The 23,228-nt window shown below is 57.6% G+C and carries 17 protein-coding genes; 12 read left to right on the top strand and 5 right to left on the bottom strand.

Annotation, left to right across the window (positions count from 1 at the left end):
* Positions 1-10: 10 nt before the first annotated feature.
* The 5 genes from ACJ8HN_RS06305 (at position 11) to ACJ8HN_RS06325 (ending at position 8,989) form a co-directional block, all read left to right on the top strand.
* Entirely contained in the window at positions 11-3,817 is a 3,807-nt protein-coding gene (locus ACJ8HN_RS06305; protein WP_442523186.1) for an AMP-binding protein, read from the top strand.
* Positions 3,817-7,962, top strand: coding sequence for a non-ribosomal peptide synthetase (locus tag ACJ8HN_RS06310; RefSeq protein WP_442523187.1), 4,146 nt, complete (start codon positions 3,817-3,819; stop codon positions 7,960-7,962). Before ACJ8HN_RS06305 ends, ACJ8HN_RS06310 begins: the two co-directional genes overlap by 1 nt.
* A 244-nt stretch (positions 7,963-8,206) precedes the next feature.
* Positions 8,207-8,467, top strand: coding sequence for a hypothetical protein (locus ACJ8HN_RS06315; protein WP_049196799.1), 261 nt, complete (start codon positions 8,207-8,209; stop codon positions 8,465-8,467).
* A gap of 24 nt (positions 8,468-8,491) precedes the next feature.
* Positions 8,492-8,659 carry a hypothetical protein gene (locus ACJ8HN_RS06320; protein ID WP_154067229.1) on the top strand — a complete coding sequence of 56 codons (168 nt, stop codon included), beginning with the start codon at positions 8,492-8,494 and terminating at the stop codon, positions 8,657-8,659.
* 42 nt (positions 8,660-8,701) lie between these two features.
* Positions 8,702-8,989, top strand: a complete 288-nt coding sequence (locus ACJ8HN_RS06325; RefSeq protein ID WP_025302730.1) for a hypothetical protein — start codon at positions 8,702-8,704, stop codon at positions 8,987-8,989.
* A gap of 184 nt (positions 8,990-9,173) precedes the next feature.
* On the opposite strand, the gene ACJ8HN_RS06330 is transcribed toward ACJ8HN_RS06325, so the two are convergent.
* From ACJ8HN_RS06330 to guaD, 3 genes are all read right to left on the bottom strand, one after another.
* Positions 9,174-11,273: a peptidase domain-containing ABC transporter gene (locus tag ACJ8HN_RS06330; protein ID WP_033638474.1), complete on the bottom strand. Its 2,100-nt coding sequence runs from the start codon at positions 11,271-11,273 to the stop codon at positions 9,174-9,176.
* Positions 11,266-12,552, bottom strand: coding sequence for an HlyD family secretion protein (locus tag ACJ8HN_RS06335; protein WP_033648236.1), 1,287 nt, complete (start codon positions 12,550-12,552; stop codon positions 11,266-11,268). Before ACJ8HN_RS06335 ends, ACJ8HN_RS06330 begins: the two co-directional genes overlap by 8 nt.
* Positions 12,553-12,991: 439 nt before the next feature.
* Positions 12,992-14,314: a guanine deaminase gene (guaD, locus tag ACJ8HN_RS06340; RefSeq protein WP_079656485.1), complete on the bottom strand. Its 1,323-nt coding sequence runs from the start codon at positions 14,312-14,314 to the stop codon at positions 12,992-12,994.
* Positions 14,315-14,738: 424 nt separating this feature from the next.
* On the opposite strand from guaD, the gene fecI reads away from it, so the two are divergent.
* The 5 genes from fecI to ydfG all read left to right on the top strand — a co-directional run bounded on the left by fecI (position 14,739) and on the right by ydfG (position 20,279).
* Entirely contained in the window at positions 14,739-15,263 is a 525-nt protein-coding gene (gene fecI / locus ACJ8HN_RS06345; RefSeq protein ID WP_033638471.1) for a ferric citrate uptake sigma factor FecI, read from the top strand.
* Entirely contained in the window at positions 15,260-16,216 is a 957-nt protein-coding gene (gene fecR, locus ACJ8HN_RS06350; RefSeq protein WP_442523188.1) for a ferric citrate uptake sigma factor regulator FecR, read from the top strand. The genes fecI and fecR overlap by 4 nt, the downstream gene beginning before the upstream one ends.
* Positions 16,217-16,330: 114 nt before the next feature.
* A complete protein-coding gene (fecA, locus tag ACJ8HN_RS06355; protein WP_049234452.1) occupies positions 16,331-18,682 on the top strand; it encodes a TonB-dependent Fe(3+) dicitrate receptor FecA in 2,352 nt (783 codons plus the stop codon).
* 200 nt (positions 18,683-18,882) lie between these two features.
* Positions 18,883-19,404 (top strand): GNAT family N-acetyltransferase, encoded by a 522-nt coding sequence (locus tag ACJ8HN_RS06360; protein WP_033655179.1) that lies wholly within the window; start codon positions 18,883-18,885, stop codon positions 19,402-19,404.
* 125 nt (positions 19,405-19,529) lie between these two features.
* Positions 19,530-20,279, top strand: a complete 750-nt coding sequence (gene ydfG / locus ACJ8HN_RS06365; RefSeq protein ID WP_025302722.1) for a bifunctional NADP-dependent 3-hydroxy acid dehydrogenase/3-hydroxypropionate dehydrogenase YdfG — start codon at positions 19,530-19,532, stop codon at positions 20,277-20,279.
* 36 nt (positions 20,280-20,315) lie between these two features.
* Here ydfG and ACJ8HN_RS06370 read toward each other — a convergent pair whose 3' ends face one another.
* On the bottom strand, positions 20,316-20,642 hold the full coding sequence (locus tag ACJ8HN_RS06370) for a YnfA family protein (RefSeq protein WP_004938563.1): 327 nt from the start codon (positions 20,640-20,642) through the stop codon (positions 20,316-20,318).
* Between the two features lie 148 nt (positions 20,643-20,790).
* On the opposite strand from ACJ8HN_RS06370, the gene ACJ8HN_RS06375 reads away from it, so the two are divergent.
* Positions 20,791-21,159, top strand: coding sequence for a DUF1283 family protein (locus ACJ8HN_RS06375; protein ID WP_004938560.1), 369 nt, complete (start codon positions 20,791-20,793; stop codon positions 21,157-21,159).
* An 89-nt stretch (positions 21,160-21,248) separates the two neighbouring features.
* A complete protein-coding gene (locus ACJ8HN_RS06380) occupies positions 21,249-21,548 on the top strand; it encodes a DUF1161 domain-containing protein (protein WP_442523189.1) in 300 nt (99 codons plus the stop codon).
* A 56-nt stretch (positions 21,549-21,604) separates the two neighbouring features.
* On the opposite strand, the gene ACJ8HN_RS06385 is transcribed toward ACJ8HN_RS06380, so the two are convergent.
* The gene (locus ACJ8HN_RS06385; protein WP_047567634.1) at positions 21,605-23,092 is read right to left on the bottom strand and encodes an MDR family MFS transporter; all 1,488 of its coding nucleotides are present in this window, start codon (positions 23,090-23,092) and stop codon (positions 21,605-21,607) included.
* Positions 23,093-23,228 lie beyond the last annotated feature (136 nt).

Consider the following 23,228-nt stretch of genomic DNA (forward strand, 5'->3'; position numbering starts at 1 on the left):
GGATGAGCCGATGAGCAAGCATCAACTATTGGATTCACAGGCGGGATTTTACTACGGCACCAAGATCGGCGATGACAAATCGAGCTATAATATCGCGGAATATGTCGAAATAAATCACACTCTCGATATCGCAAGAATGAAACGTGTCATTCATCGCGTCATCAGCCAAACGCCGACGCTGCACGTTCTGTTTGATGAAGATAACGGTACGCCTTATCAATATCCCGTCACCGCCAACATCTCAGTGGAATGGGTAGATCTTTCGCAGCGCGCCAACAATATGGCCACCGCTATCGAATTAATGGAAGCGGATGCCAAGCGCCCGTTCTCGTTGAACGCTGCGCCGTTATTCAGACAAAAAATCATTAGACTGGGTGAGCAACGCTTTCTGTGGTATTTCTGCAGCCACCATCTGCTGCTTGATGGTTACGGCACTTATTTGCTGATCCACCAAGTGGCACAGGCCTACCGAGGCCAAACGCAGCAACCGCAAGACGTACCTGCGATCGATGCCTTGCTCAGGGCTGAATCTGAGTATAAACAGTCAGCCGCCTATCAAGCGGACCGACATTTTTGGCAAGCAGCCAGCGCCTCACTGCCAGACCCGATGACATTAGCCTGCGCCAATATTCCCTCGGGACAAACGATCCGCCATGTGACTTCGTTGCCCTATCCTGCCGAGCGCCTTGCGCTGCAAACCGGGCACCCTTCTTGGCTGGCGCGCACTTTCGTGGCAGTGATGGCATATTTGTACTTGTGTACCGGCGAGAAACAGCAAACGATCGGCGTCCCAATGATGGCGCGAACAGACTCCCTGACGAGGCAGGCGCTGACTTGCAAAACCAACGTTGTTCCTTTGACGCTCGATATTGAGGACACGGCCTCATGCCGACAGTTGGCGCAAACCATTGAACGCATGCTCAGGCAACTCAAAAAACATCAAGCGTTCCGTTACGAAGAGATAAAAAGTCTGAGGAGCGTCACCAGCCGCTCGCCGCTGTTCAACATCGTGGTCAATATCATTCCCTTTGAAGCGGCAGCCTCATTTTCTTCCGCGCAGCGCAGCGAAATCCGTAATTTACGCTCAGGAGGCGCGCAGGATCTGGTCTTCAACATGCGTCCCGATCTCGATAACCAAACGCTTCGGCTGGAGATCGATGCCGACTCAGGGCTTTACGATGCGGCCAGCCTGGTGCGGCACAGCCAGGGGATACAGACCTTGTGCGACTTGCTGTATCACGACCCGGAAAATCTTTCCGTCGCGGCATTGCGACAACGTTTCCCGCTCTCGCTGCAGGGTAAAGCAGCCAACGAGAACGTGGTCGATATAATGCAACGTATCGATCGTGCCGTCGTTCAAGCGCCGCAACGCACGGCGATCCTCACGCCCGCACACGCTTCGTTGTCGCTAAGAGCGCTGTCTTATGCCGTTTTGCAGCAACAGTGGCGTGCGCTGGCCGATACCCTGGCCCCCGCCCGTGCTGCATACACCGTGCTGTTGCTCGACTTGCCGCAAGGGCCGGAAGCCATCATCTGCATGCTTGCTGCGCTGCAGTTGAAAATGCCGTTCGTCAACCTGAATGCCAAAGGGGATGGAGCGGCTCATCGTCAACTGCTTGAACAGTTTAGCGACGCTATCCTGATTACCGATCGCACACTTCCCTCCTTTCATTCCGAACCTGACGCATTGGCGCATTGGCGCGCATCGACACTCGATATGCCGGCGGATTTCGCGCACTTCACCGTGTTTCGCCAGCAAACAGCGGCAGAGGCGCCGCCATTCCCGGCCGGAACCGGCTATATCATGTTTACCTCCGGCTCGACGGGAATGCCTAAAGGCGTGATAGGCGCCCGACATGCTCTCAACGTTTTTGTCGATGCGGCGATAAAATGCTATGGCATTCAACCGCATGAACGCGTGTTGCAATTTGCGCCCTTGCATTTCGATGCGTGCATTGAAGAAATTTTCATGACGCTGGGTGCCGGCGCCCACCTGTGTATCGCCCCTGAGGCCGTCAAGCACAGTTTTGCCGCTTTCTTCACATTCTGCGCCGATCATCAAATCAGCCTGCTGGATCTGCCGACTGCCTACTTTAATGAGATGCTGTTCGCCTCCGGCGGCGAACAGACGCTGCCGCCGGCCGTCACGACCGTTATCATCGGCGGCGAAAGCCTTTCACCGCGAGCCAAAGAAAGCTGGTTCGCGCACTATCCCAAAGGCAGAAAGTTATTCAACTCCTACGGCCCAACCGAGACAACCGTGGTGGCGACGGTCGCCGAAATCAAAAACGATGGCGCCGCCGTGACGATAGGCGCACCGTTGGACGGTGTATACACGGCGATCGTCGGCGAGGATCTCAGGCTGTTGCCGCTCGGCTGCAGCGGCGAATTACTGATAGCCGGAGCGACCGTCAGCCTGGGATATTTGCATCAGCCAACGCTGAGCGCGGAAAAGTTCGTCACCCTTGAGGTTAACGGCCATCCCATGCCCGCCTTTCGTACCGGCGATATCGCCTGCCAGCGCCAGGATGGGCAGCTGGTGTTCCTTGGCCGCAAAATTCGTGAAGCGAAAATCGCCGGGCAGCGCGTCAATATGGGTGAGATAGAAAGCTGTCTGGCCCGGTTGCCTGCAATTGTCGAAATTGCCGTGCTGGCCAAAAGCGGCGACGCGGGAACGGAACTGTACGCGCATTATCACAGCCGGCAGCCGCTCAGCGAGGCAATGCGCCGCACGCTGTATGGCGAACTGCCCAATGCACATATTCCTCAGCGCTTCGTGCATCACCCAACGCCGCTGGCCAAACTGGCTAACGGCAAGATTGATTATCGCACCCTGGAAAGACAATCCCGGCTGCCTGAACCCACACGGGAATTGCGTTCGACGACATTCAACACCCTGGTGAATGAGGTTTGGCTCGCGACGCTGGGCAGTGACGATGGCGACTTCTTCACGCTCGGCGGCGAGTCGCTGCAGGCCATAAAAATCATTAACGCGCTTAACGCCCACTGTCGGTTGGATCTGAACCTGAGCGATATTTTTGAACATCCGAGACTCGCCGATTTCTGCCGACACCTAACGCAGCTGGCCCATGCACGCTATGGCCTGGATCCGCAGCATCTGGACATCCGCTGCGCTATCGGCCGCCGCCTATCAACCGAGGCGCCGGCCAGCAGCCGGCTGTTTATTCAATCTCCCGAAGGCGCAGATGAACGACTTTTGTTGGCCGCCCTCGCCGACAAACACGGTGTGGACATTCTGTCACCGCAGGCGCTGCCGTTGCATGCTGAATGGCCGCTGAACGCGGCCATATTCAACGTACCGAACGAAGCCACGCAATATGCCAGTTGGCTTGATGCGCTTTCGGCCCTGCTGCTCGTCCTGCCCGGCCGAGTTAACTACATGATCTTTATGCATGATACAGCCGGCGGCGCCAGACTCACGCAAAGCCTGCTGCGCGATTTTCGGCATGAGCGGCTGCTGTTGCTGCATAAAACCGATTCGCGCCGCCAAGCCGTCGACGCCGGCGTTACTGAGTTGATAGCCTTTTCCGCGCGGCTTGGCTATTTCCCGCACATCCGGTTCGATACGGCCAATGAGCGATTGAACGGCTGCGTACTGAGGATCTTCGGCTTCGATGATGGCGAGAATATCGATCATCGCGCCGCCTTCACAATGGCACAGCGGAGAAACCCGGGAGTGCAGTTGTGTAGCTTGTCGCATTGGCTGAATTTGATTTCCGCCCACAGCGACAAACGCCCGAATAAAAGCGGTCGAACAGGGAAAGCTATCGACGTCAACATAGAAGGAGTGCACTGATGAGCGTCATCGGCCTGATCAATCTGATGGAAATGGCGAAACAGGGAGCAACATTCGGCGAGCTGTCGCCTCGACGCCAAACCATTGAGCATGTCGACGCCGCCGCCCTCAGTGCGGTGCAGGAAGACATCACCGCATTTTTATCTGTCTGTACGCCAGATAATGCAGTGCGAGACACCGGGGAGAAGCCTTGTTACACCGTCAATCACTACGCGGGGCAATACCTGTGGCTGTATGAAAACTTCACCAAGAACAGCCCGCTGTATAACATTCCGATCGCCAAAGAGATCCTGGGGCCCTTTGAACCCACGCGTTTGCTCGCCGCGCTGAAAAAACTACTCAAGCGGCACGGTGCGCTTTGCGGCCGCTATCGGCTAGACGGGGAAGCCATCACCGTTGACATCGTGCATCCTGATGAAACCATTTTCGAACACAGTCTCGAGGACATCAGCGGGCAGAATAGTGAGGAGCAGCAAAAAAGTATGCTGGCGGCGCTTAACGCCCAGTGCACGATTCCGTTTGATCTCGGTGCCGAGTATCCCCTGCGCTGCCGGATCTTGAGAAAGAGCGCGCAGCACCACTATCTGTTCTTGACTTTTCACCATTGCGTGGTCGACGGCTGGACGGCCAATTTGCTGGTGGATGAACTGAGCCGTGGCTATCACGCGCACGAAGAGCATTGCCATTATGACAACGGCCAGGCGTTTTTCCGCTACCTTGAAGACCCTTTCCTCGCCGTCGCCAATGTCGATGACAGCATGGCGTTTTGGCGCGATGAACTGGATGGTGCGCCGGAAAAACACGCGCTTGAATACGATATCGCCATCACCGCGGCAGGAAAAACACAGAATATCGTCAGAACATCGCTGACGAACGAACTGCAGTCGGCTCTGGCCCAGTTAGCCAAACATAACGGTACGACGCTGTTTACGCTGTTGCACTCCGCCTTCGCGTTACTGATTGCCAGAGAATCTGCGACGGATCGCGTGGTCATCGGTAGCCCGATCGCCAACAGGAACGAGCCAACGTTAAACGATGCCGTGGGCAGCTTCGTCAACACGATCGCTCACCAATTTATCATCACTGGCGACGACAGTTTCACCGCGCTGCTGCAAAAGAACGCGAATAAATTTGCGCGCGCTTTCAAACATCAGGGTTTGCCATTCTCTTACCTGGTTGAACAACTCAAGCCCACGCGCGGCAAGTTTCACCCCATTTTTCAAATCATGTTCGTCTGCCAACATCGCAAAAGCAATGAGCTAAATGTTGGCGGTGCGCAGGTTAACACCCTGCCGAGAGGCTATGCGCCGCCCAAGTTTGATCTGGTTCTGGAAGTGATTTCCAGCGCAGAGGGCATTCAGTTGGAATGGCAATACAACGCCAAGCTGTTTACGCCGGAGCGCATTGATGGATTGGCGCAAGCTTACGCATTGCTGCTGCAGCAAATTGCCTGCGATCCCTCGCGGGCCGTCGGCCACTATTCGCTGGCGTCAATGGCCGATAACCGGCAATTGCGTCAGCTCTCCATCGGACAGGCAATGCCGGCATTCTTGCGGCAACCTCTTTCCGATCGGCTGTTACGCACTGCCCACCAGCATGCGGATCGCCCGGCGTTGTACGAGGGCGATAGCGTATGGCATTACGATCGACTGTTGCGGCACGCCGGCCTCGTGGCGCATTGGCTGATCGCCCATACCGCCCCAGGCGCGCTCATCGCCATCGATCTTCCACGCGGCGCTCATCAAGCTATTGCGGCGCTCGGCGTGATCCTCGCCGGACGCGCCTACTTGCCGTTGGCCGAAGGATTGCCGGATGCCCGCGCAGCGGCCATTATGCGGATATCAGGTTGCGCCTGGGTTTTGAGCAACCAGGCTCACCATCGCGCCCGCTATCCGCAGACTACCCGCATTCAAGATCTGGAGGCGCTGTTTTCCCCTCATGTCACAGACACAGCGACCTTCCCGCCAGGCGAAGCGGAAGCGCTCGCCTATGTCATTTATACGTCGGGGACGACCGGCACACCAAAAGGTGTGGCTATGGAACAGGGTGCCGTCACCAATACCTTGCTGACCATGAACCGACAGTTTAACGTTTCTCATCGTGACAACGTATTGGCGCTCGCCGATCTGGCCTTCGATTTATCGGTCTATGACCTGTTCGGCAGCTGGCTAGCCGGCGCATCGGTAACGGTGCTATCGCCGCATGAAGCGAAAGAGCCGTCAGCATGGCTAAATGCGATACGCCAGCGGCAAATCAGCATCTGGAACTCGGTTCCCGCCATCTTGCAAATGCTGGTGCAATATTGCGCACAAGAAAACATCCTGTCGCTGCCTCAACTGCGGCATATTTGGCTGAGCGGCGATCGCATCTCTTCGCGGCTGATCGCCGAGGCACATCGGCTTTGCCCCAACGCCACCATCACCAGCCTTGGCGGTGCAACCGAAGGGGCAATATGGTCAATTTATCATCCGGTTACACGAGATACGCACTACAGAAACGCCATCCCCTATGGAACCGCATTGCCAAATCAGAGCATGTGGGTGTTGGATGAAAAACTCGAACCGTGCGGTTTCGGCGTTACCGGCGACATTTATATCGGTGGCGTTGGGGTCGCCCGCGAGTATTGGCGCGATAGCCAAACCACCGCCGGCAGCTTTGTGCTTTTCCCAACCACCGGAGAACGCGTGTACCGCACCGGCGATCGCGGCCGTTGGCATCGCAGCGGTTACATCGAGTTTCTCGGCCGCGAAGACCAACAGGTGAAACTGCAGGGTTTTCGCGTCGAATTGGGTGACGTCGAATTCGCGCTCAAAAGCAGCGAGCTGGTCGCTGAAGCGTGTGTCGTCTGTCGCGATGAAACCGGGAACGGCACACCGCATCTGGAGGCCTACATCACATTGACCGAGGCGGGGAAAACCTGCATTCAAGCAGAGCAAAGAATACGCGAGCTGGTTACGGCCGCATTGCCCACGTATATGGCGCCATCCCGCTATCATCTCATTGAACGTTTCCCGCTTTCACGCAACGGCAAATTGGATCGCACCTTGCTATCGCCAGGCACCGAACGGAGTCAGGCCAGCGATGTTGCACCCGCGGCGTCCGCGGAACTCATGCTGCTACGAGAGCTGTTGGCGAATACGTTAGGCTGTACCCCAGACAAGATCGACCCCCATGCCAGCTTCTTCAGCAATGGCGGCAGCTCGCTTTCCGGCATCACGTTTTTGGGCAACATCAAGCGCGCCCTTAATGTGGAATTAACCCTGGCGGAAATCCTTGGCTACTCACAGCTCGATAAACTTGCCGAGCGTCTGCGCGCGAATGCGCCCCTGCCGTTATCGATGCTGTCCGGCTCAGCCGATCGCCCCTCTCTGCCCACCTTGTATTTGGTGCATGGCGCCGGCGGCCAGGTACATCAATATGCAAAGTGGACAAAACAGCTTTGCGCCTGCGCCAACATCATTACCATCGCCAGCCCGGGGTTGGCCGCGCCAGGCGCAGACGACACACTCACCCTGCAGCGATTGGCCGCCTCCCACTTGGCGGCCATACCGCGTGCCAAACGCGACACGGCCGTTATCGCCGGCTGGTCATTGGGTGGCCAATTAGCTGTCCATATGGCGGCGCTGGCCACGGAACAAGGCGCGCCCTTTGCGCATGCGGTGGTTGTCGACAGCGGTTTTCCCGCCCAGCAGCCCGCAGTAAAGCGACGTTTCAGCGTGGCCCAAAGTTACCTCAGTCTGTTCGACTCCCTCGGTATTGCGCGCCATTTGTGTCGGCGTCAAGAAACGAGTGCGATAGACAGCTTCGCCAACGAGATAAAAATGCACTATGCGCTGAATCAGAGCGTGCTTGCGGAGAAGATCACGCTGGAACATGCCGAAACCTTCTGTTGGGCGCTGAAAAAATCGTTCGAACTAACGAATAACGCCGGCCCCCTGCCGCAGATAGCGATACCGCTAACGCTTTGGCTCAGCCAGCAACGTCAGCGTAAACACCCCCATCTTGCACAACGCTGGGAGATGCAATCCTCGCATAGCGTTCAACTCAGTTATTGTGCAGAAACGCATTACAGCATTTTAAACAACGCTCAACTTCTTCGAGCGCTGACGCAATTGCTGCACGCGTTGTCAACATCATTGGAATAACGCGAGAAGATACCCCCTATCAATCAAACCTATCGAGGCACTGATGAAATTACCAAGCAGTTGGATTTTTTTGTTCTGCTTTTACTACACATTTATGGATATTTTTTATTCTTTATTTTTTTCCGAAGACAGGAGGTTTACCAGCACAATCATTCAATCCTTTATCTTTTCAACCTTGCTAGTGGCATTTTTCTGGTATCGGAAAACTGCAAAAACCAAAAACCAATAATATAAGGAAGTCATTATGAGAGAGCTTACACTTAATGAAGTGAACTTTATCGCGGCAGCTGGGGATTTCAGCTATGCAGAGTTGGGCGGTGCAGTCGCTGCCGGCGCGGTTGGTGGAGCGATGACCGGCGCCATGGCTGGCGGCGTCGGTGCCGGCCCAGGCGCTGTTGCCGGTGCCGTTATCGGTGGTGCCGCCTATACCGCTGGCAAAATGGTGGAATCCATGTTGGGTGGCAATAAACAAACATCGACGAACAATCCTGCCGACAGTAACTAATGCAGGAAGATTCGTATCCATCATATGAAAAGATTATTCATTATATTGTTCGCCATTTTAATCGGGCTTGTTGTTGGCGCGATTGCGGATTATTTCAGCCTCAATCGTTTCTTGAAATACGCCCTTATCGCCTTTGCCGTTATCGCCACGCATAAATTGCTCAATAGCGATCGCGGGCGACGCTCAGCATGATCAACGTGGCTTATTTTAAAATTTAATTACTAAGGAGCAAGTATGCGCAATCTTACCTCTGAAGAATGTTCAATCATTTCCGGTGCAGGAGATCGCAGCGGTACATTGACGGTTTCCGCAGAAACTGTCGGCGCAGCGATCGGCGGCGGCATCGGCTCTATCGGTGGCGTGGCGGGCGGCGTTGTCGGCACTATTGTCGGCGGTGCTGTCGGTAACTATGTCACCGGCGATCGTGCCCCCGGCTCAGTTGGCCCATCAGGCATTCCCTGGGGCGGGAGCAACGGCGGCGGTACCATGTGGGGGAACAACAACAATACCGATTCGAACTGATCGGGGCCCTGCAAGCCTCGCGGTTGACCTCAGCGGTTAACATTGGCTTCAGCGCCTAAAGCGTCACATCATGCCAGGGTTATCATTGTGATAACCCTTTTTTCATGGGTTCACCGCAGGATGAGTGCGCGGTTGACGTAGCGAAAATATCGGGGTGAAGAGGCCAGGTAAAGCGAAGCTGACATTACCCGAGTCGAATGACTCTATCCGCAGAGGCAATCGTCGACGGACGGTGCGCAATAATCACGCGGGTAATGTTCAGTTGTGAAATAGCGCGGTTAATATGTGTTTCATTATCTAGATCCAGGTGGCTAGTCGCTTCGTCCATAAACAGAATGCTGGGGCGACGATAGAGCGCACGGGCTATCAATAAGCGCTGTTTCTGCCCGCCAGAAAGGCTCCCCCCCAGTTCGCCGATCAATGTTTCATAGCCCATCGGCATGTTTTGAATATCATCATGCATATTGCAACGTCGTGCGCACGCCTCAATACGCTTCAGATCCATTTCGGCATCAAATCCTGAAATATTTTCAGCGATAGATCCCGCCAGCAGCTTGTCATCCTGCAACACGCAAGCGATACATTGGCGATAATTATTAACGCCAATGTTGCTGATATCCATACCGTCGACCAGCACGGCCCCTTCATCCGGCGACAGCAACCCACACATTAACTTCATCAACGTAGTTTTACCCGCGCCGGAGGGACCGACAATCGCCACGCTTTCTCCCGCTGCAATGCTGAGATTCAAATCCGCGATAATGGGTTTCGCCAAGCGATCATACTGGTAGCGCAGATTCCGCACCTGAAGCTCCGCGGCTTTGCCTTTTGTGAAGAGCTGGCGCGCGGGCATTTGCGATTCCGGTGACGAAAGCACAATGTCCGCCACCCTTTCATTATGCAAACTCAGCATTCGCAGCTGAAGCATCATGTCGATCAGGCTGCTGGCACGCTCCGAAAACTGCCCGCGGTAGGCGTTAAACGCGATAAACATGCCGATCGTCATTTGATTGTCTATGACCAATGCCGCGCCTAGCCAAAGGATGATCACCTGATCGCAGGTGGCGATAAACGCCCCCAGGCCGCCAAACATCATGTTTAATTTGGTCAGCTTGATACCGGCATTGATCGTTTCTACGTTTAGATTCAGCCAATACTGCGAACGGGTTTCAGATAACCCCAGCGCCTTTAACGTACTGACGCTATACAACGTTTCCATGAAATGAGACCCGGCTCGTGCCCCTTTCACCAACTGCTCTTCCGACAGCTGCCGATAATATTGATAGGTCGACAACCTGAGAATAACGTATATCGCCGTAAAGCCGAGCACCACCCAAACCAACCAGCCGCCATAGAGCAGCATCATGATAAATACGCCTACGGACATGATGCCATCAATAATACTGCTGACGATGCTGGTAGTGAAAGTCGCTCTTATCGTATCCAATGAGCCGAAACGGGATTGAATATCACCCAACTTGCGCTTCTCAAAGAAGGAAAGCGGCAATTTCATCAGATGATCGAACACTCCCGCCTTCCACTGCACGTCTATCAACGCGCCCATGACGATAGAGATCCACGAGCGCAACATGGATACGCCGGTACGGAATAAAATAAAAAACAGCAATCCTATGCATATCAGCGCTAAAAGATCATGATCGCCGGCCAGAATCACATGGTCCATGACCAACTGCGTACCGACGGGTAACAGCAGATTAACCGTTTCAATCACGATCGACAGACAGAAGATCTTTAGCAAGGCCCCCTTGAGGCCGCGCACATTGCTCATCAGCTTGCGAAAACGCAATCTGCTTTGCTGTTTGATCGGCTGAAATTCACTGTCTGGCCACAGCTCAAGCGCTACGCCGGTAAAATGCCGCGACAGTTCATGCAACCCCAGCACTTTACGGCCAAAGGCAGGATCATGGATCACCGCCCGCCCTCGGCTGACACTGACAAGCACCACGAAATGCTTCATGTCCCAATGCAGAATACAAGGCATTTTCAATGCCTTAAGTTCATCGATATTCAGCGATAACGCTCTGGATTGCAGTTTCAGTGCGCTCGCGATGTCAATCAGCGCGGACAGCGTCGCCCCGCGTGAAGAAAAGCCGTAGCGGCTGCGCAGATTAAACAGATCGATTTGCAAGCCATGGTAATGGCATACCATCGCCAGACTGGCCAGCCCACATTCCGAGGCTTCAGTTTGCAGGATCTGCGGCACTTTGCGGCGCAGCGACAAATTGAGTTTGCCCTTTAGCGTGTCGAAATAAGATTCAGTCATTGATTGGCCCCATCAGGCTGTTTTTCATATCGTAGAAAGGCGAGAACATCCATTGATATAAAGGCCTTTTTTCCAGAAACAGCGTGGATTGAGCCCGCATGCCGTTAGTGAGCTGCAACGCCTTGCCCTGGTAACTGATATGCGTTTCATCCAGGGAAACGGTGACCTTGTAATAAGATGCCGTTTGCGCGTTGGGCTGATGCACGGGAGAACTGCTGTAAGTTGACATTTCTTGCATGGAGGCCGGCACATAAGCGATGCTTTCTATCCTGCCGGGAAACTGGCCAAACTTCTCATAGGGGAAAGCATCATAACGAATGTTGATGGCGTCCCCCGCTGAAACATAAGGCACACTGGCGTTCGGCAACCATAAAACTAGCTGATAAATCGCGCCATTACGTGGAATAATCTGTACCAGACTGTCACCGCTATTGACCATCTGACCCGGGGTAACGCTGAGAGATTCAATGCGGCCATCGCTCGGGGCGTTCACGATCAATGCGCCGCTGGCATCGGCTTCCGCTAACTGCCGTTGCAAATCATTACGCTGAAACTGGTACTGTGAAATTTGATTATCGAAATCTGCCGCGCGCGTAACGATGTCGCTTTCCAAATTCGTAATTTGCAACGATTCCTGAATGTGTTGGCTATGCAGGTTTTGGAACAGACTTTGTTGTTGATAAAACGAATAGGTTTGTCCGCTAAGCTGATCTTTGGTAATCAGACCGCGCTGCTGATATTCCTTATAGGAACGCATGTTGTCCTGAGCAAATGCCACCCCTTCTCGTGCGTTATCCAACAGCTGTTTGGACTGCATGTGCGCCAATTCATACTGTTTTTTTTGCGCGCGTAGATTTTCCAGCGTCATGCGCTTGTTGTCTTGCAACTTAAGGATGATGCTGTCAACGTGTTTTAACTGGTTTTCCAGCGCCAGGCGCGTATTGGCGCTCACTTTCCCGTTATCCGTCACCCGGCTGACATCAATCTGATAAAGACGCTGGCCTTTTTTAACCACGTCGCCCACTTCGACGAAGCGTTCCGAGATAAAACCCTGCTGGGGTGCAAACACATTGACTGAGCGGGGGAAGGTGGTGATTTCACCATAAACATTAATGCGGCGCGTATAATGACTGAATATAAGAAAAGAGAGGAAAACAAGAATAAATAAAAACGATAAAAGACCAAAGCACCAGGCGGGCAAGCCGTTTATCAATAAGGCCTTACCCGCCCATTTCGCCCGCTGATGATCCGTGGCTTCCTGTCGAAACAAATCACGCATGAAATCCCTTTCCAGAAATAAAGCTCAAGCCAATCCTGGCTCGTAAAATGCAGAAGTACACCGAAAAAACAGCAACAGTGATTAAAACAAGCCTGTTGCTTTTTAAGCAGCGATATCGTAAAGATAATTATTCTCATTATGATATAGAGCCCCCCGAAGAAATGCAATGCTTTTTACGCACTTATCCAGCAACATGGCTGTATATCACTAGGTATATTCATAAAAAACCAATAAAGAGTCTCCTAACCAAATAATCGTATTCAGACTACATCTCGGCATGTCCAATAAATAATCATGCGCCGCCCTTCCATTGTCTGTTTTTCATCCACAATGTGTGCAGCAATAACGCTATCAAGGCTTTCACTTCCTTATGTTAAAATTGTCGCCACGCGGTGTCGGCGTATTCCAATATGCCTTTGCGCCAACACCGCGAATGAAATCAGTCTGACACCGCCGCCTGATAAACCACCTTGCCGTCCACATAGGTGCGATAAATATTGCGATCGTCCCCCAGCGTCATCAGCACGAAGCCTTGTTCCGCCGGCGTGGCGCTGTTGGCGTAGCGTAACTGCTGCAGCGGCGTCACCGCCGGATCGAGCACCACGAAATCCGCCTCTTTGCCGACGTCGAAGTTGCCGATTTTATCGTCCAGCGACAGCGCGCGGGCGCCGCCCAGGGTGGCGTGATAAAACGCTTCTACGGCGGAGAGCCGGTAATGCTGCAGCTGGCCGACCTTGTACGCCTCGCCCAGCGTGCGCAGCATATTGAAGGAGGTGCCTGCCCCCACGTCGGTGCCGATGCCGAGCTTCACCCGCTTGCGCCAGGCCTGCTGCAGGTCAAACAGCCCGCTGCCGAGGAACAGGTTGGAGGTGGGGCAAAAGGCAATCGCCGAACGGGTCTCGCACAGGCAGTCCCACTCCTGCTCCTCCAGGTGCAGGCAGTGGGCGAACACGCTTTTGCCGCCGGTCATGCCGTAGCGATGGTAAACGTCCAGATAGCTTTGGCTTTGCGGAAACAGCGATTTTACCCAGGCCACTTCCTGCGGATTCTCGCTCAGGTGCGTCTGCAGCCACACGTCGGGGAATTCTTCGCGCAGCCGCTGCACCTGCGCCAGCAGCGCCGGGGTGCTGGTTGGCGCAAAGCGCGGCGTAATGGCGTAACCGAGGCGGCCTTTGCCGTGCCAGCGTTCAATCAACTCGCGCGTGTCGTGGTAACTCTGCTCCGGCGTTTCCAGCAGCGCCTGCGGCGCATGGCGATCCATCATCACCTTACCGGCGATCAGGCGCATGTTCAGCGTTTGCGCCTGGCTGAACAGCGCATCGACCGACTGCGGATGCACGCTGCCGAACACCAGCGCGGTGGTAGTGCCGTTGCTCAGCAACTCCCGCAGAAAGAAGGCCGACATCGCGTCGGCGTGCCGCTCGCAGCCATAGCGGCTTTCGGTCGGGAAGGTGTAATTATTTAACCAGTCCAGCAGTTGGTCGCCATAGGCGCCAATCATTTCGGTTTGCGGATAGTGGATATGGGTGTCGATAAAGCCCGGTACGATCGGTTTGTCGCGATACTCCGTGACCGCGAAACCCGGCGGCAGCAGCGCCTCACCCTGCTGCCAGCTGCCGAACCAGACGATGACGCCCCCGTTCAGCAGCAACAAACCGTCGGGAATGTGCCGCAGGCGTTCGTCAAGCTGTTGCGGTTCCTCCACGCAGGCCGCGATATCAAAAAAATTGCCACGAATAGCCGTGGTGAATTGCAGTGCCATTATTTTCTTCCTTGTGACGACCGGCCAATCTCACCCGCATAATAACCTGCGTCGATGAAACAATGCCTTCTGTTGCCCAAACTTAAAGACCGGGTTAAGCATAGCAAGCCGTGTGCCAACAGACCGACATAAAATATATTTTCACGTTAAAACAAAGTGATACTAATTAAACAAAGAAAACCAACCGAAGAAAAAGAATAAAACACGCGGCGATCTTCGACGGCAGATTAATAGCAACCGTTTGCTTACCGGAATAACACCGTTGCTGCACCTTTAATGGGCAAAGGGATATTTTCGCGCCCGTCAGCCTATTTCAGGCGATAAAAAGAGGCCGGAACCATTCAGGAACCCACCCGACAAACTTGAAACGATAACCATTCTCAATTATCATCCGCGCATCTTTTTGACCAGCAATGCGAAAACCATGTCCGCCACCGCTTCCGCCCCGCACGCCGCGCTGTCGCGCCTTTACGCCACCCATCACGCCTGGTTGCAGGGATGGTTGCGCCGTCGGCTGGGCTGTGCTTTCGACGCAGACGATGTGGCGCAGGACACCTTTATGCGCCTGCTGAAAAGCGACGCCGCGGCGACCCTGCGCGAGCCGAAAGACTTTCTGGTCACCGTCGCCAAGCGGGTGATGGTCGATCTGTTCCGCCGCAGAACGCTGGAGCGCGCCTATCTGGAGATGCTGACGCTGATCCCGGAAGGCTACGCCCCGTCGCCGGAACAGCGCCAGAGCCTGTTGGAAAGCCTGCAGCAGATCGATGCCATGCTCGACGGCCTGGGGCCGAAAGCGAAACAGGCCTTTCTGCTGTCGCAGCTCGAAGGCCTGGGCTATGCGGACATCGCCGTGCGCCTCGGCGTGTCGGTCAGTTCGGTTAAAAAATACATGGCTAAGGCCACCGAGCATTGCCTGCTGTTCAGCCTGGAAAACGACGTTTTCTCATGAGCAACGCCATTACCCCCGAGCAGCGCCAGGCGCTGAAGATGGCCGCACACTGGTATGCCCTGTTGTGCGATGAGCACGTCACCGACCGCCAGCGCCTACAGTGGCAAGCCTGGCACCAGCAGCACGCCGATCACCGCTGGGCCTGGCAGCGCGTCGAAGCGCTGCAGAGCCAGCTGCAGGGCGTGCCGGGCAAGTTCAGCTACCGCGCGCTCGATCGCGCCGGCCGCCAGTCGGCGATCGATCGCCGCACCCTGCTGAAGAGCCTGCTGCTGTTGCTTGGCGTGGGCGGCGGCGGTTTCCTTTACCAATCGCCGTTCGGCCGGGAGCTGCGCGCCGACTACCGCACCGCCACCGGCGAAATCAAACCCATTGTGTTAAGCGACGGCACCCAACTGGTGCTGAACACCGCCAGTGCGGTGGACGTGCATTACGACGATCGTCAACGGTTGATCCGCTTGCACGCCGGAGAAATCAGCCTGATTACCGGGCGCGACCCCCGGCCGCTGTGGGTGCAAAGCCCGCAGGGGGCGATGCGCGCGCTCGGCACCCGCTTTTTGGTGCGCGAGATCGGCGGCGAGACGCGCCTGACGGTGCTGGAGCATGCGGTCGAAGCGCAGCTGGCGCAGGATCCGCAGCAAACGCGCCGGGTGGACGCCGGGGAACAGATCGGCTTCAGCGCCTCGGCCTTCAGCGACAAGCAACCGGCTGCGGCGCAGGACGGCTGGCTGCGCGGCGTGCTGAGCGTCAGCCAATGGCGGCTGGACCAGGTGATCGCCGAACTGGCGCGCTACCGACGCGGCCACCTGAGCTGCGATCCGGCCGTCGCCGGCCTGCGCGTCAGCGGCAGTTTCCCGCTCAACGATACCGATCGCGCCCTCGCCCTGCTCAGCCAGACGCTGCCGGTGCGCCTGCAAAGCTTTACCCGCTATTGGCTGCAAATCGTTCCCGCCTGAATTTTTTAAATGAAAATGATAAAAAATCGCATTCTTGATTGTCCCTTTTGCTTCGCTCATCCGACTCCCAGGAAAACACTGCAGCAATAAATAAAAAATGATTCAGGAGAAGGTATGAACAACGCTTGGGGAAAGGGAGCGCCGGCTTCGCTTTGGGGAAAACGCGCCACGCCGCTGGCCGTGGCCATTGGCCTGGCCTTCGCCGCACCGCTGACGGCGAACGCCGCCAGCGCCGCCGCAGCCTATCATATTCCGGCCGGTGAGCTGGACGGCGCGCTGAACGCTTTCGCCGCTCGCGCCGGCATCGCGCTCTCGGTGGACGGCACGCTGACCGCCGGTAAACGTTCGCCGGGCCTGAGCGGCAGCTACGGCGTCGATGACGGCCTGAACGCCCTGCTGGCCGGCAGCGGCCTGCAGGCTAAAGCGCTCGGCAACAACGGTTACACGCTGGCCAAACTGCCGCAGCCGCAGAAGGAAGAAGACATCACCGTGGTCGGTGACTGGCTGGCGGAAGGCCGCCAGGTAGACGTGTTCGAACATCCCGGCGCGCGCGACGTGGTGCGCCGCGAAGAATTCGCCAAAACCGGCACCACCACCGTGCGCGAAGCGTTGAACCGGGTGCCGGGCGTGGTGGCGCCGGAGAACAACGGTACCGGCAGCCATGACATGGCGCTGAACTTCGGCATTCGCGGCCTCAACCCGCGCCTCGCCAGCCGCTCCACCGTACTGATGGACGGCATCCCGGTGCCCTTCGCGCCTTACGGCCAGCCGCAGCTGTCGCTGGCGCCGGTCTCGCTCGGCAATATGGACGCGATCGACGTGGTGCGCGGCGGCGGCGCGGTGCGTTATGGGCCGCAGAGCGTCGGCGGCGTCGTCAACTTCGTCACCCGCGCCATCCCGAAAACCTTCGGCATGGAGGCCGGCATGCAGGGGCAGCTCAGCCCGACTTCGCGCCAGGATCACCCGAAAGGCACCGGCAACCTGATGATCGGCGGCACCGCCGACAACGGCTTCGGCGCGGCGCTGCTCTATTCCGGCACCCGCGGCAGCGACTGGCGCGAACACAGCGCGACCAAGATTGACGACGTGATGCTGAAAAGCCGTTACGCCCCGAACGAGGTGCACACCTTCAACAGCCTGCTGCAATACTACGAAGGCGAGGCGGACATGCCGGGCGGCCTGAGCCGGGCGGACTACAACGCCAACCCGTTCCAGTCGACGCGCCCGTACGACAAGTTCTGGGGCCGCCGCCAGCTGGCGAACTTCGGCTATCAGTATCAGCCGGATCAACAGCACAAGTTCGACGTGCAGAGCTTCTACACCTACACCCTGCGCAGCGGCTATCTGGATCAGGGCAAAAATCTGACGCTGTCACCGCGCGAATACTGGGTGCGCGGCGTGGAACCGCGCTACAGCCAGAGCTTCCGCTGGGGAGACTCGGCGCATGAGGTCGGCGTCGGCTACCGCTACGTCAGCGAATCCACCCACGAGCTGCGCTACACCAGCAAGGCCAGCACCGGCCGGCTGCCGTCCAGCGCCAGCCCGTACGATCGCGATACCCAGTCCGGCACCGAGGCGCACGCCTTCTATATCGACGATCGCATCGACATCGGCGACTGGACCATCACGCCAGGCATGCGCTACGAGTACATCAAGTCGTATCAGAACAACTACATCAAGAACAACCGCCTCGACGTCAGCTATAACGCGCCGCTGCCGGCGTTGAACGTGATGTATCACCTTAACGAATACTGGAACCTGTACGCCAACACCGAAGGCTCCTTCGGCACCGTGCAGTACAGCCAGATGGGCAAAGCGGTCGACAGCGGCAAGATTGAACCGGAGAAGGCGCGCACCTGGGAGCTGGGCACCCGCTACGCCGGCGATGCGCTGACCGGCGAAATCGGGCTGTTCCTGATCAACTTCAACAACCAGTACGACTCCAACCAGGTGACCGACAGCGTGACCGCGCGCGGCAAAACTCGCCACGCCGGGCTGGAGGGCAGCCTGCGTTACGATCTGTCGCAGCTGACGCCGAAACTGGACGATCTGACCGCCTACGCCAGCTACGCCTACGTCAACGCCACTATCCGCGAAGACGGCGGCTACAAGGGCAACCAAGTGCCGTTCTCACCGAAGCATAAAGGCACGCTGGGGCTGGACTACACGCCGGGCAACTGGGCGTTTAACCTCAACGGCGAGTTCCAATCCAGCCAGTTCGCCGATAACGCCAACACCGTGGCGGAAAGCGCCGACGGCAGCACCGGTCGCATTCCCGGCTATATGCTGTGGGGCGTGCGCGCCGCCTATGATTTCGGCCCGGAAATGGCCGGCCTGAATCTGGGCGTCGGCGTGAAAAACCTGTTCAACCACGAATATTTCACCCGCGCCTATGACGACAATAACAAAGGTCTGTACATCGGCCAGCCGCGCACGATCTATCTGCAAGGCTCGGTGAAGTTCTGATCCCCGGCGGCGGGCGCACCTCATCGCGCTCGCCGCTTCATTCATAACGTGACATTGTCACCAAGTCCGGTCTTTCCATCTTGCCCAAGCGGCGAAAAATAAGTCGCTTCTGCCGTCAATGCGCGTAATATCGACGATCCGCCCTGATTTATGGGCGCGGATTTTTTGCCGTTCTGGCCTGAAAAGCGAGGGAAAATAAGATGAATCATAATGACCTTTCTCAGTGCCGCGTGGACACCGACCGTTTGTTGATTGCCCCCTTTACCGCAGCAGACGCCGACGATGTTTACCAGGCGATCACCCCCACTCTGACGCGCTTTATGGCCTTTGAACCGGAGGCGTCGCCGGAAGATTTCGCCAACGTCTGGCAAGGCTGGCTGCCGCTGATGCGCGAAGGCGAAGAAGTGATCTTCGTCGCCCGTCGGCGCGAAGACCGGCAGTTTGTCGGCGTCGGCGGCGCGCACAACCTGCGCAGCCGCACCCCGGAGCTGGGCATCTGGGTGAAAGAGAGCCTGCACGGCCAGGGCTACGGCCGCGAAATCGTGCAGGGCATCGCGCGCTGGGTCAGCGAGCGCTTTCAGCCTCAGCACCTTATCTACCCGGTGGCCGAGCAAAATACCGCCAGCCGCCGCCTCGCCGAGTCGCTGGGCGGCGTGCTGGCCGGCAAGCGTGAAAACATCAAGTATGACGCCGTGGTCTACCACCTGCCGCCTCAGCGCTAATCAGCATCGGGCCGCCGGCCCGGTGCGGCCTTTTTTTCTCTGCGCCGCGATAACCGCTGCCACTGCCAGCGGGTTTGTGCTAATGATAGAGGCATGTAGGGTAAAAACAGTTGAGGAACAGCAACATGATTATTTTTGTTACCGGCGCCACCTCCGGTTTCGGCGAGGCAATCGCACGCCGTTTTATCCGTGAAGGCCATCAGGTGATCGCCGCCGGGCGCCGCCTTGAGCGTCTCGAAGAGCTGCAGGACGAATTAGGGCAAGCGCTGCACATCGTGCGGCTCGACGTGCGCAACCGCGCCGCCATTCAACAGGCGATCGAAGCACTGCCGGCCGAGCTGCGCCAGATCGACGTGCTGGTGAACAACGCCGGGCTGGCGCTGGGGCTGGAGCCGGCGCACAAGGCCAACGCCGATGACTGGGAAACCATGATCGACACCAACGCCAAGGGGCTGGTGAACATGACGCGCGCGCTGCTGCCGGCCATGGTCGAGCGTAACGTCGGCCATGTGATCAACATCGGTTCCACCGCCGCCAACTGGCCTTACGCCGGCGGCAACGTGTACGGCGCCACCAAGGCGTTCGTCAAACAGTTCAGCCTGGGGCTGCGCGCCGATCTGCACGGCACGCGCATCCGCGTGACCGATATCGAGCCGGGCCTGGTGGGCGGCACCGAATTCTCCAACGTGCGCTTCAAGGGCGATGACGGCAAGGTCAACAAAACCTACGAAGGCGCCGATGCGCTGACGCCGGAAGACATCGCCGAGTCGGTGTTCTGGGTCGCGACGTTGCCGGCGCGCGTCAACATCAACACGCTGGAAATGATGCCGGTCAGCCAGTCCTTCGCCGGGCTGAACATCCACCGCGGCGCCTGATCTCCGGCGGCGGGAGGCGACTCCCGCCGTGTTTGCTCAGGCTGCGCGCCAGCCGGAAACGATGATCAACATGCCCGCCAGCGCCACTCCCGCGCCCACCCAGTCCAGCGCAGACAGCTTCACCCCGTCCACCACCCGCAGCCACAGCAACGCCGTCGCCACATACACGCCGCCGTAGGCCGCATAGACCCGCCCGCTGGCCGCCGGATGCAGCGTCAACAGCCAGACAAACAGCATCAGGCTCAATGCCGCAGGCAGCAATAGCCAGGCGCTGCCCTGCTTTTTGAGCCAGAGATAAGGCAGGAAACAGCCGATAATTTCAGCCAGGGCGGTGGCGAAAAACAACAGCGTGGTTTTTAACATCGGTCGCAGTTTTCTCTCGATAAAGTAAACGAATCGGCGCTTGGCTGGTGAATTTCAGAAGCGCGGTGGTATATTTGTCACCACGCCTGCGGGCGAAGTAACGGCAGTGTCGCCATCATCAGGCGCACTCACTCATAAGGATGAAACGATGAAAACATTTTCGACCCAACGACTGCTGCGCGGGATGCTGCCGGTCGCCATGCTGGCCGTTATGGGCGCCTGGCAGGCGCCGGCGCTGGCCGCCACCTGCACGCAGGGCAGCACCTGCGTCACCGTCGATGGCAAAGGCAGCGGCGCGATGAGCACCGAAGAAGCACGCCAGAGCAAAGAGCAGTGGAATGATACCAAATCCCTGCGCCACAAGGTTAACACTCGCGTCGAGAAAGAGTTCGACAAGGCCGATCGCGCGGCGGATGACGAAGATCGCTGCAACGACAGCAACAACGTCAACGCGTACTGGGAGCCGGACACCCGTAAATGTCTGGATCGTCAGACCGGGCGTCGGATTAATCCTTAATCCGCCTGCGGCGGGCGGGCAAGCGTGAAACCCGGCCGCCATTACTGCTATCCTGTTACAGGAAGTCCATTGTCTAAAAGGATGACGTGATGAAGAAAACGCTGATATTAACCGCTGTCTTGCTGGCCGGCACGCCGTTGGCGGCTCTGGCCTCCTGCGAAAGCGTGAAAGCGGACATTTCGCAGAAAATCATCAATAACGGCGTTCCGGAGTCCGGCTTCAAACTGGAGATCGTGCCTAACGATCAGGCCGATCAAGCGGGCGGCCAAGTGGTCGGCCACTGCGAAAACGACACCCAGAAGATCGTCTATACCCGCCTGAACAATGGCGACGATCGCGGTGACGCGGCGCAGACCGGCAGCAGCCAGGATACCTCCAACACGCAGTAAGCCGCATCGGCTATCCAGGGCGCAGTTCATTCACAGCCGCGCCCTTTACTTTTCCCTTACGCCTGCTCCGCCTCTTCCCCTTCGCCCTGCGGCCGACAACGCGCCGGGATCAGCATCGCCGCCGCCAACGCCAGCAACGACACCAACGCCGACGCCAGGAACACCCAATGCAGCGAAGCCGCCACCTGCTGGATCAGCTGCGCCAGCGCTTCGCTCCCCATGCTCTGCCGCACCGCCGGCTCCATCAGCCGCTGCACCGGATCGTCAACCTCCGGCAAACGCCACTGCAGGTTAAGGTTCAGCGTGGCGCCCAAAATCGCGGTGCCGATGGCCGAACCCACCATGCGGGTAAACACCGTACAGGCGGTGGCGATGCCGCGAATGCTGTAATGCGCCGCGTTCTGCACCGACACTAAAAACGTGGTGTTGCACAACCCCATGCCGGCGCCGACCATAAACGCCGCCACCCGGCCCCACAGCAGGCCGCCGGTCGGCTGCAGCATCAGCAGGATCAGGCCGCCCGCCACCAACAGCAGCGCACCCAGCAACGCCGTCGCGCGGTACGAGGTCATCAGCATCAAACGGCCGCTCAGCGTGCTGGCCAGCGGCCAACCGATCGACATCAGCGCCAGCGTGGTGCCCGCCTCCAGCGGCGAGCCGCCCATCACGCCCTGAATGAAAGTAGGCAGGAAGGCGCTGATGCCCATCATCGCCGCGCCGATCACCAGCCCGCCGATGTTGCCGGCGACGATCACCCGGCTTTGCCACAGCGCCAGCGGGAACAGCGGTTCGACCGCGCGCCGCTCCTGGCGGACAAGCAGCGCCAGCGACGCCGCCGCCAGCGCGAGCAACGGCGCCACCCACCATCCCAGGCTTTCCATCTGCAACAGCGCCAGCAACAGCGCCGAAACGAACAACGTCAGCCAGGCGGTGCCCGCCAGATCCAGCGCGTGCCGCCGCAGTTGCTGATGCGCCGGCAGATAGCGCCAGAGGAAGAACATCGCCAGCAGGCCGATCGGCAGGTTGACCCAGAAAACCAGCGCCCACGGCAGGTGCTGCACGATAAACGCCCCCAGCAGCGGGCCGATGATCGCCGACACGCCCCACACGCTCGACAGGTAGCCCATCACCTTCGGCCGCTCGGTGGCGCTGTAGATGTCGCCGATGATGGTGGAGGCGATCGGCATGATGGCGCCTGCGCCCAGCCCCTGCAGCAGACGGAAGCCGATCAGCCAATACATGTCGGGGGCGAAGCCGCACAGCACCGATCCCAGCAGGAACAGCGTGGCGCCGAAGAAGAACACCCGCTTGCGGCCGTAGAGATCCGCCAGCCGGCCGTAGATGGGAATGGTGATCGCCTGCGCCAGCAAATAGACCGCGAACACCCAGCCCAGCAGCGAAAAGCCGCCGAGATCGCCGATGATGGTCGGCATGGCGGTGGCGACGATGGTGGCTTCGATCGCCGACATGAACATCGCCAGCATGCAGGCGATCAGGATCAGCGGGCGGTGGGCGATGGGTGCGGGTGAAACGTTATTTGTCATGGCGTTATGCAGGCTTCCTGGCGTTTTTATTTTCCCTGAGTATATCAGCAAGCGTCTGCGCCGAGTCTATCCGCCCTCACATCCTGCCTTTGCCGGCGGCGAATCGCACCATTTGGACTGATTGTTACGGCGTAAC

Origin of the sequence: Serratia sp. CY29653 (assembly GCF_052169255.1) — a bacterium.
Taxonomy (GTDB): Bacteria; Pseudomonadota; Gammaproteobacteria; order Enterobacterales; family Enterobacteriaceae; genus Serratia; species Serratia sarumanii.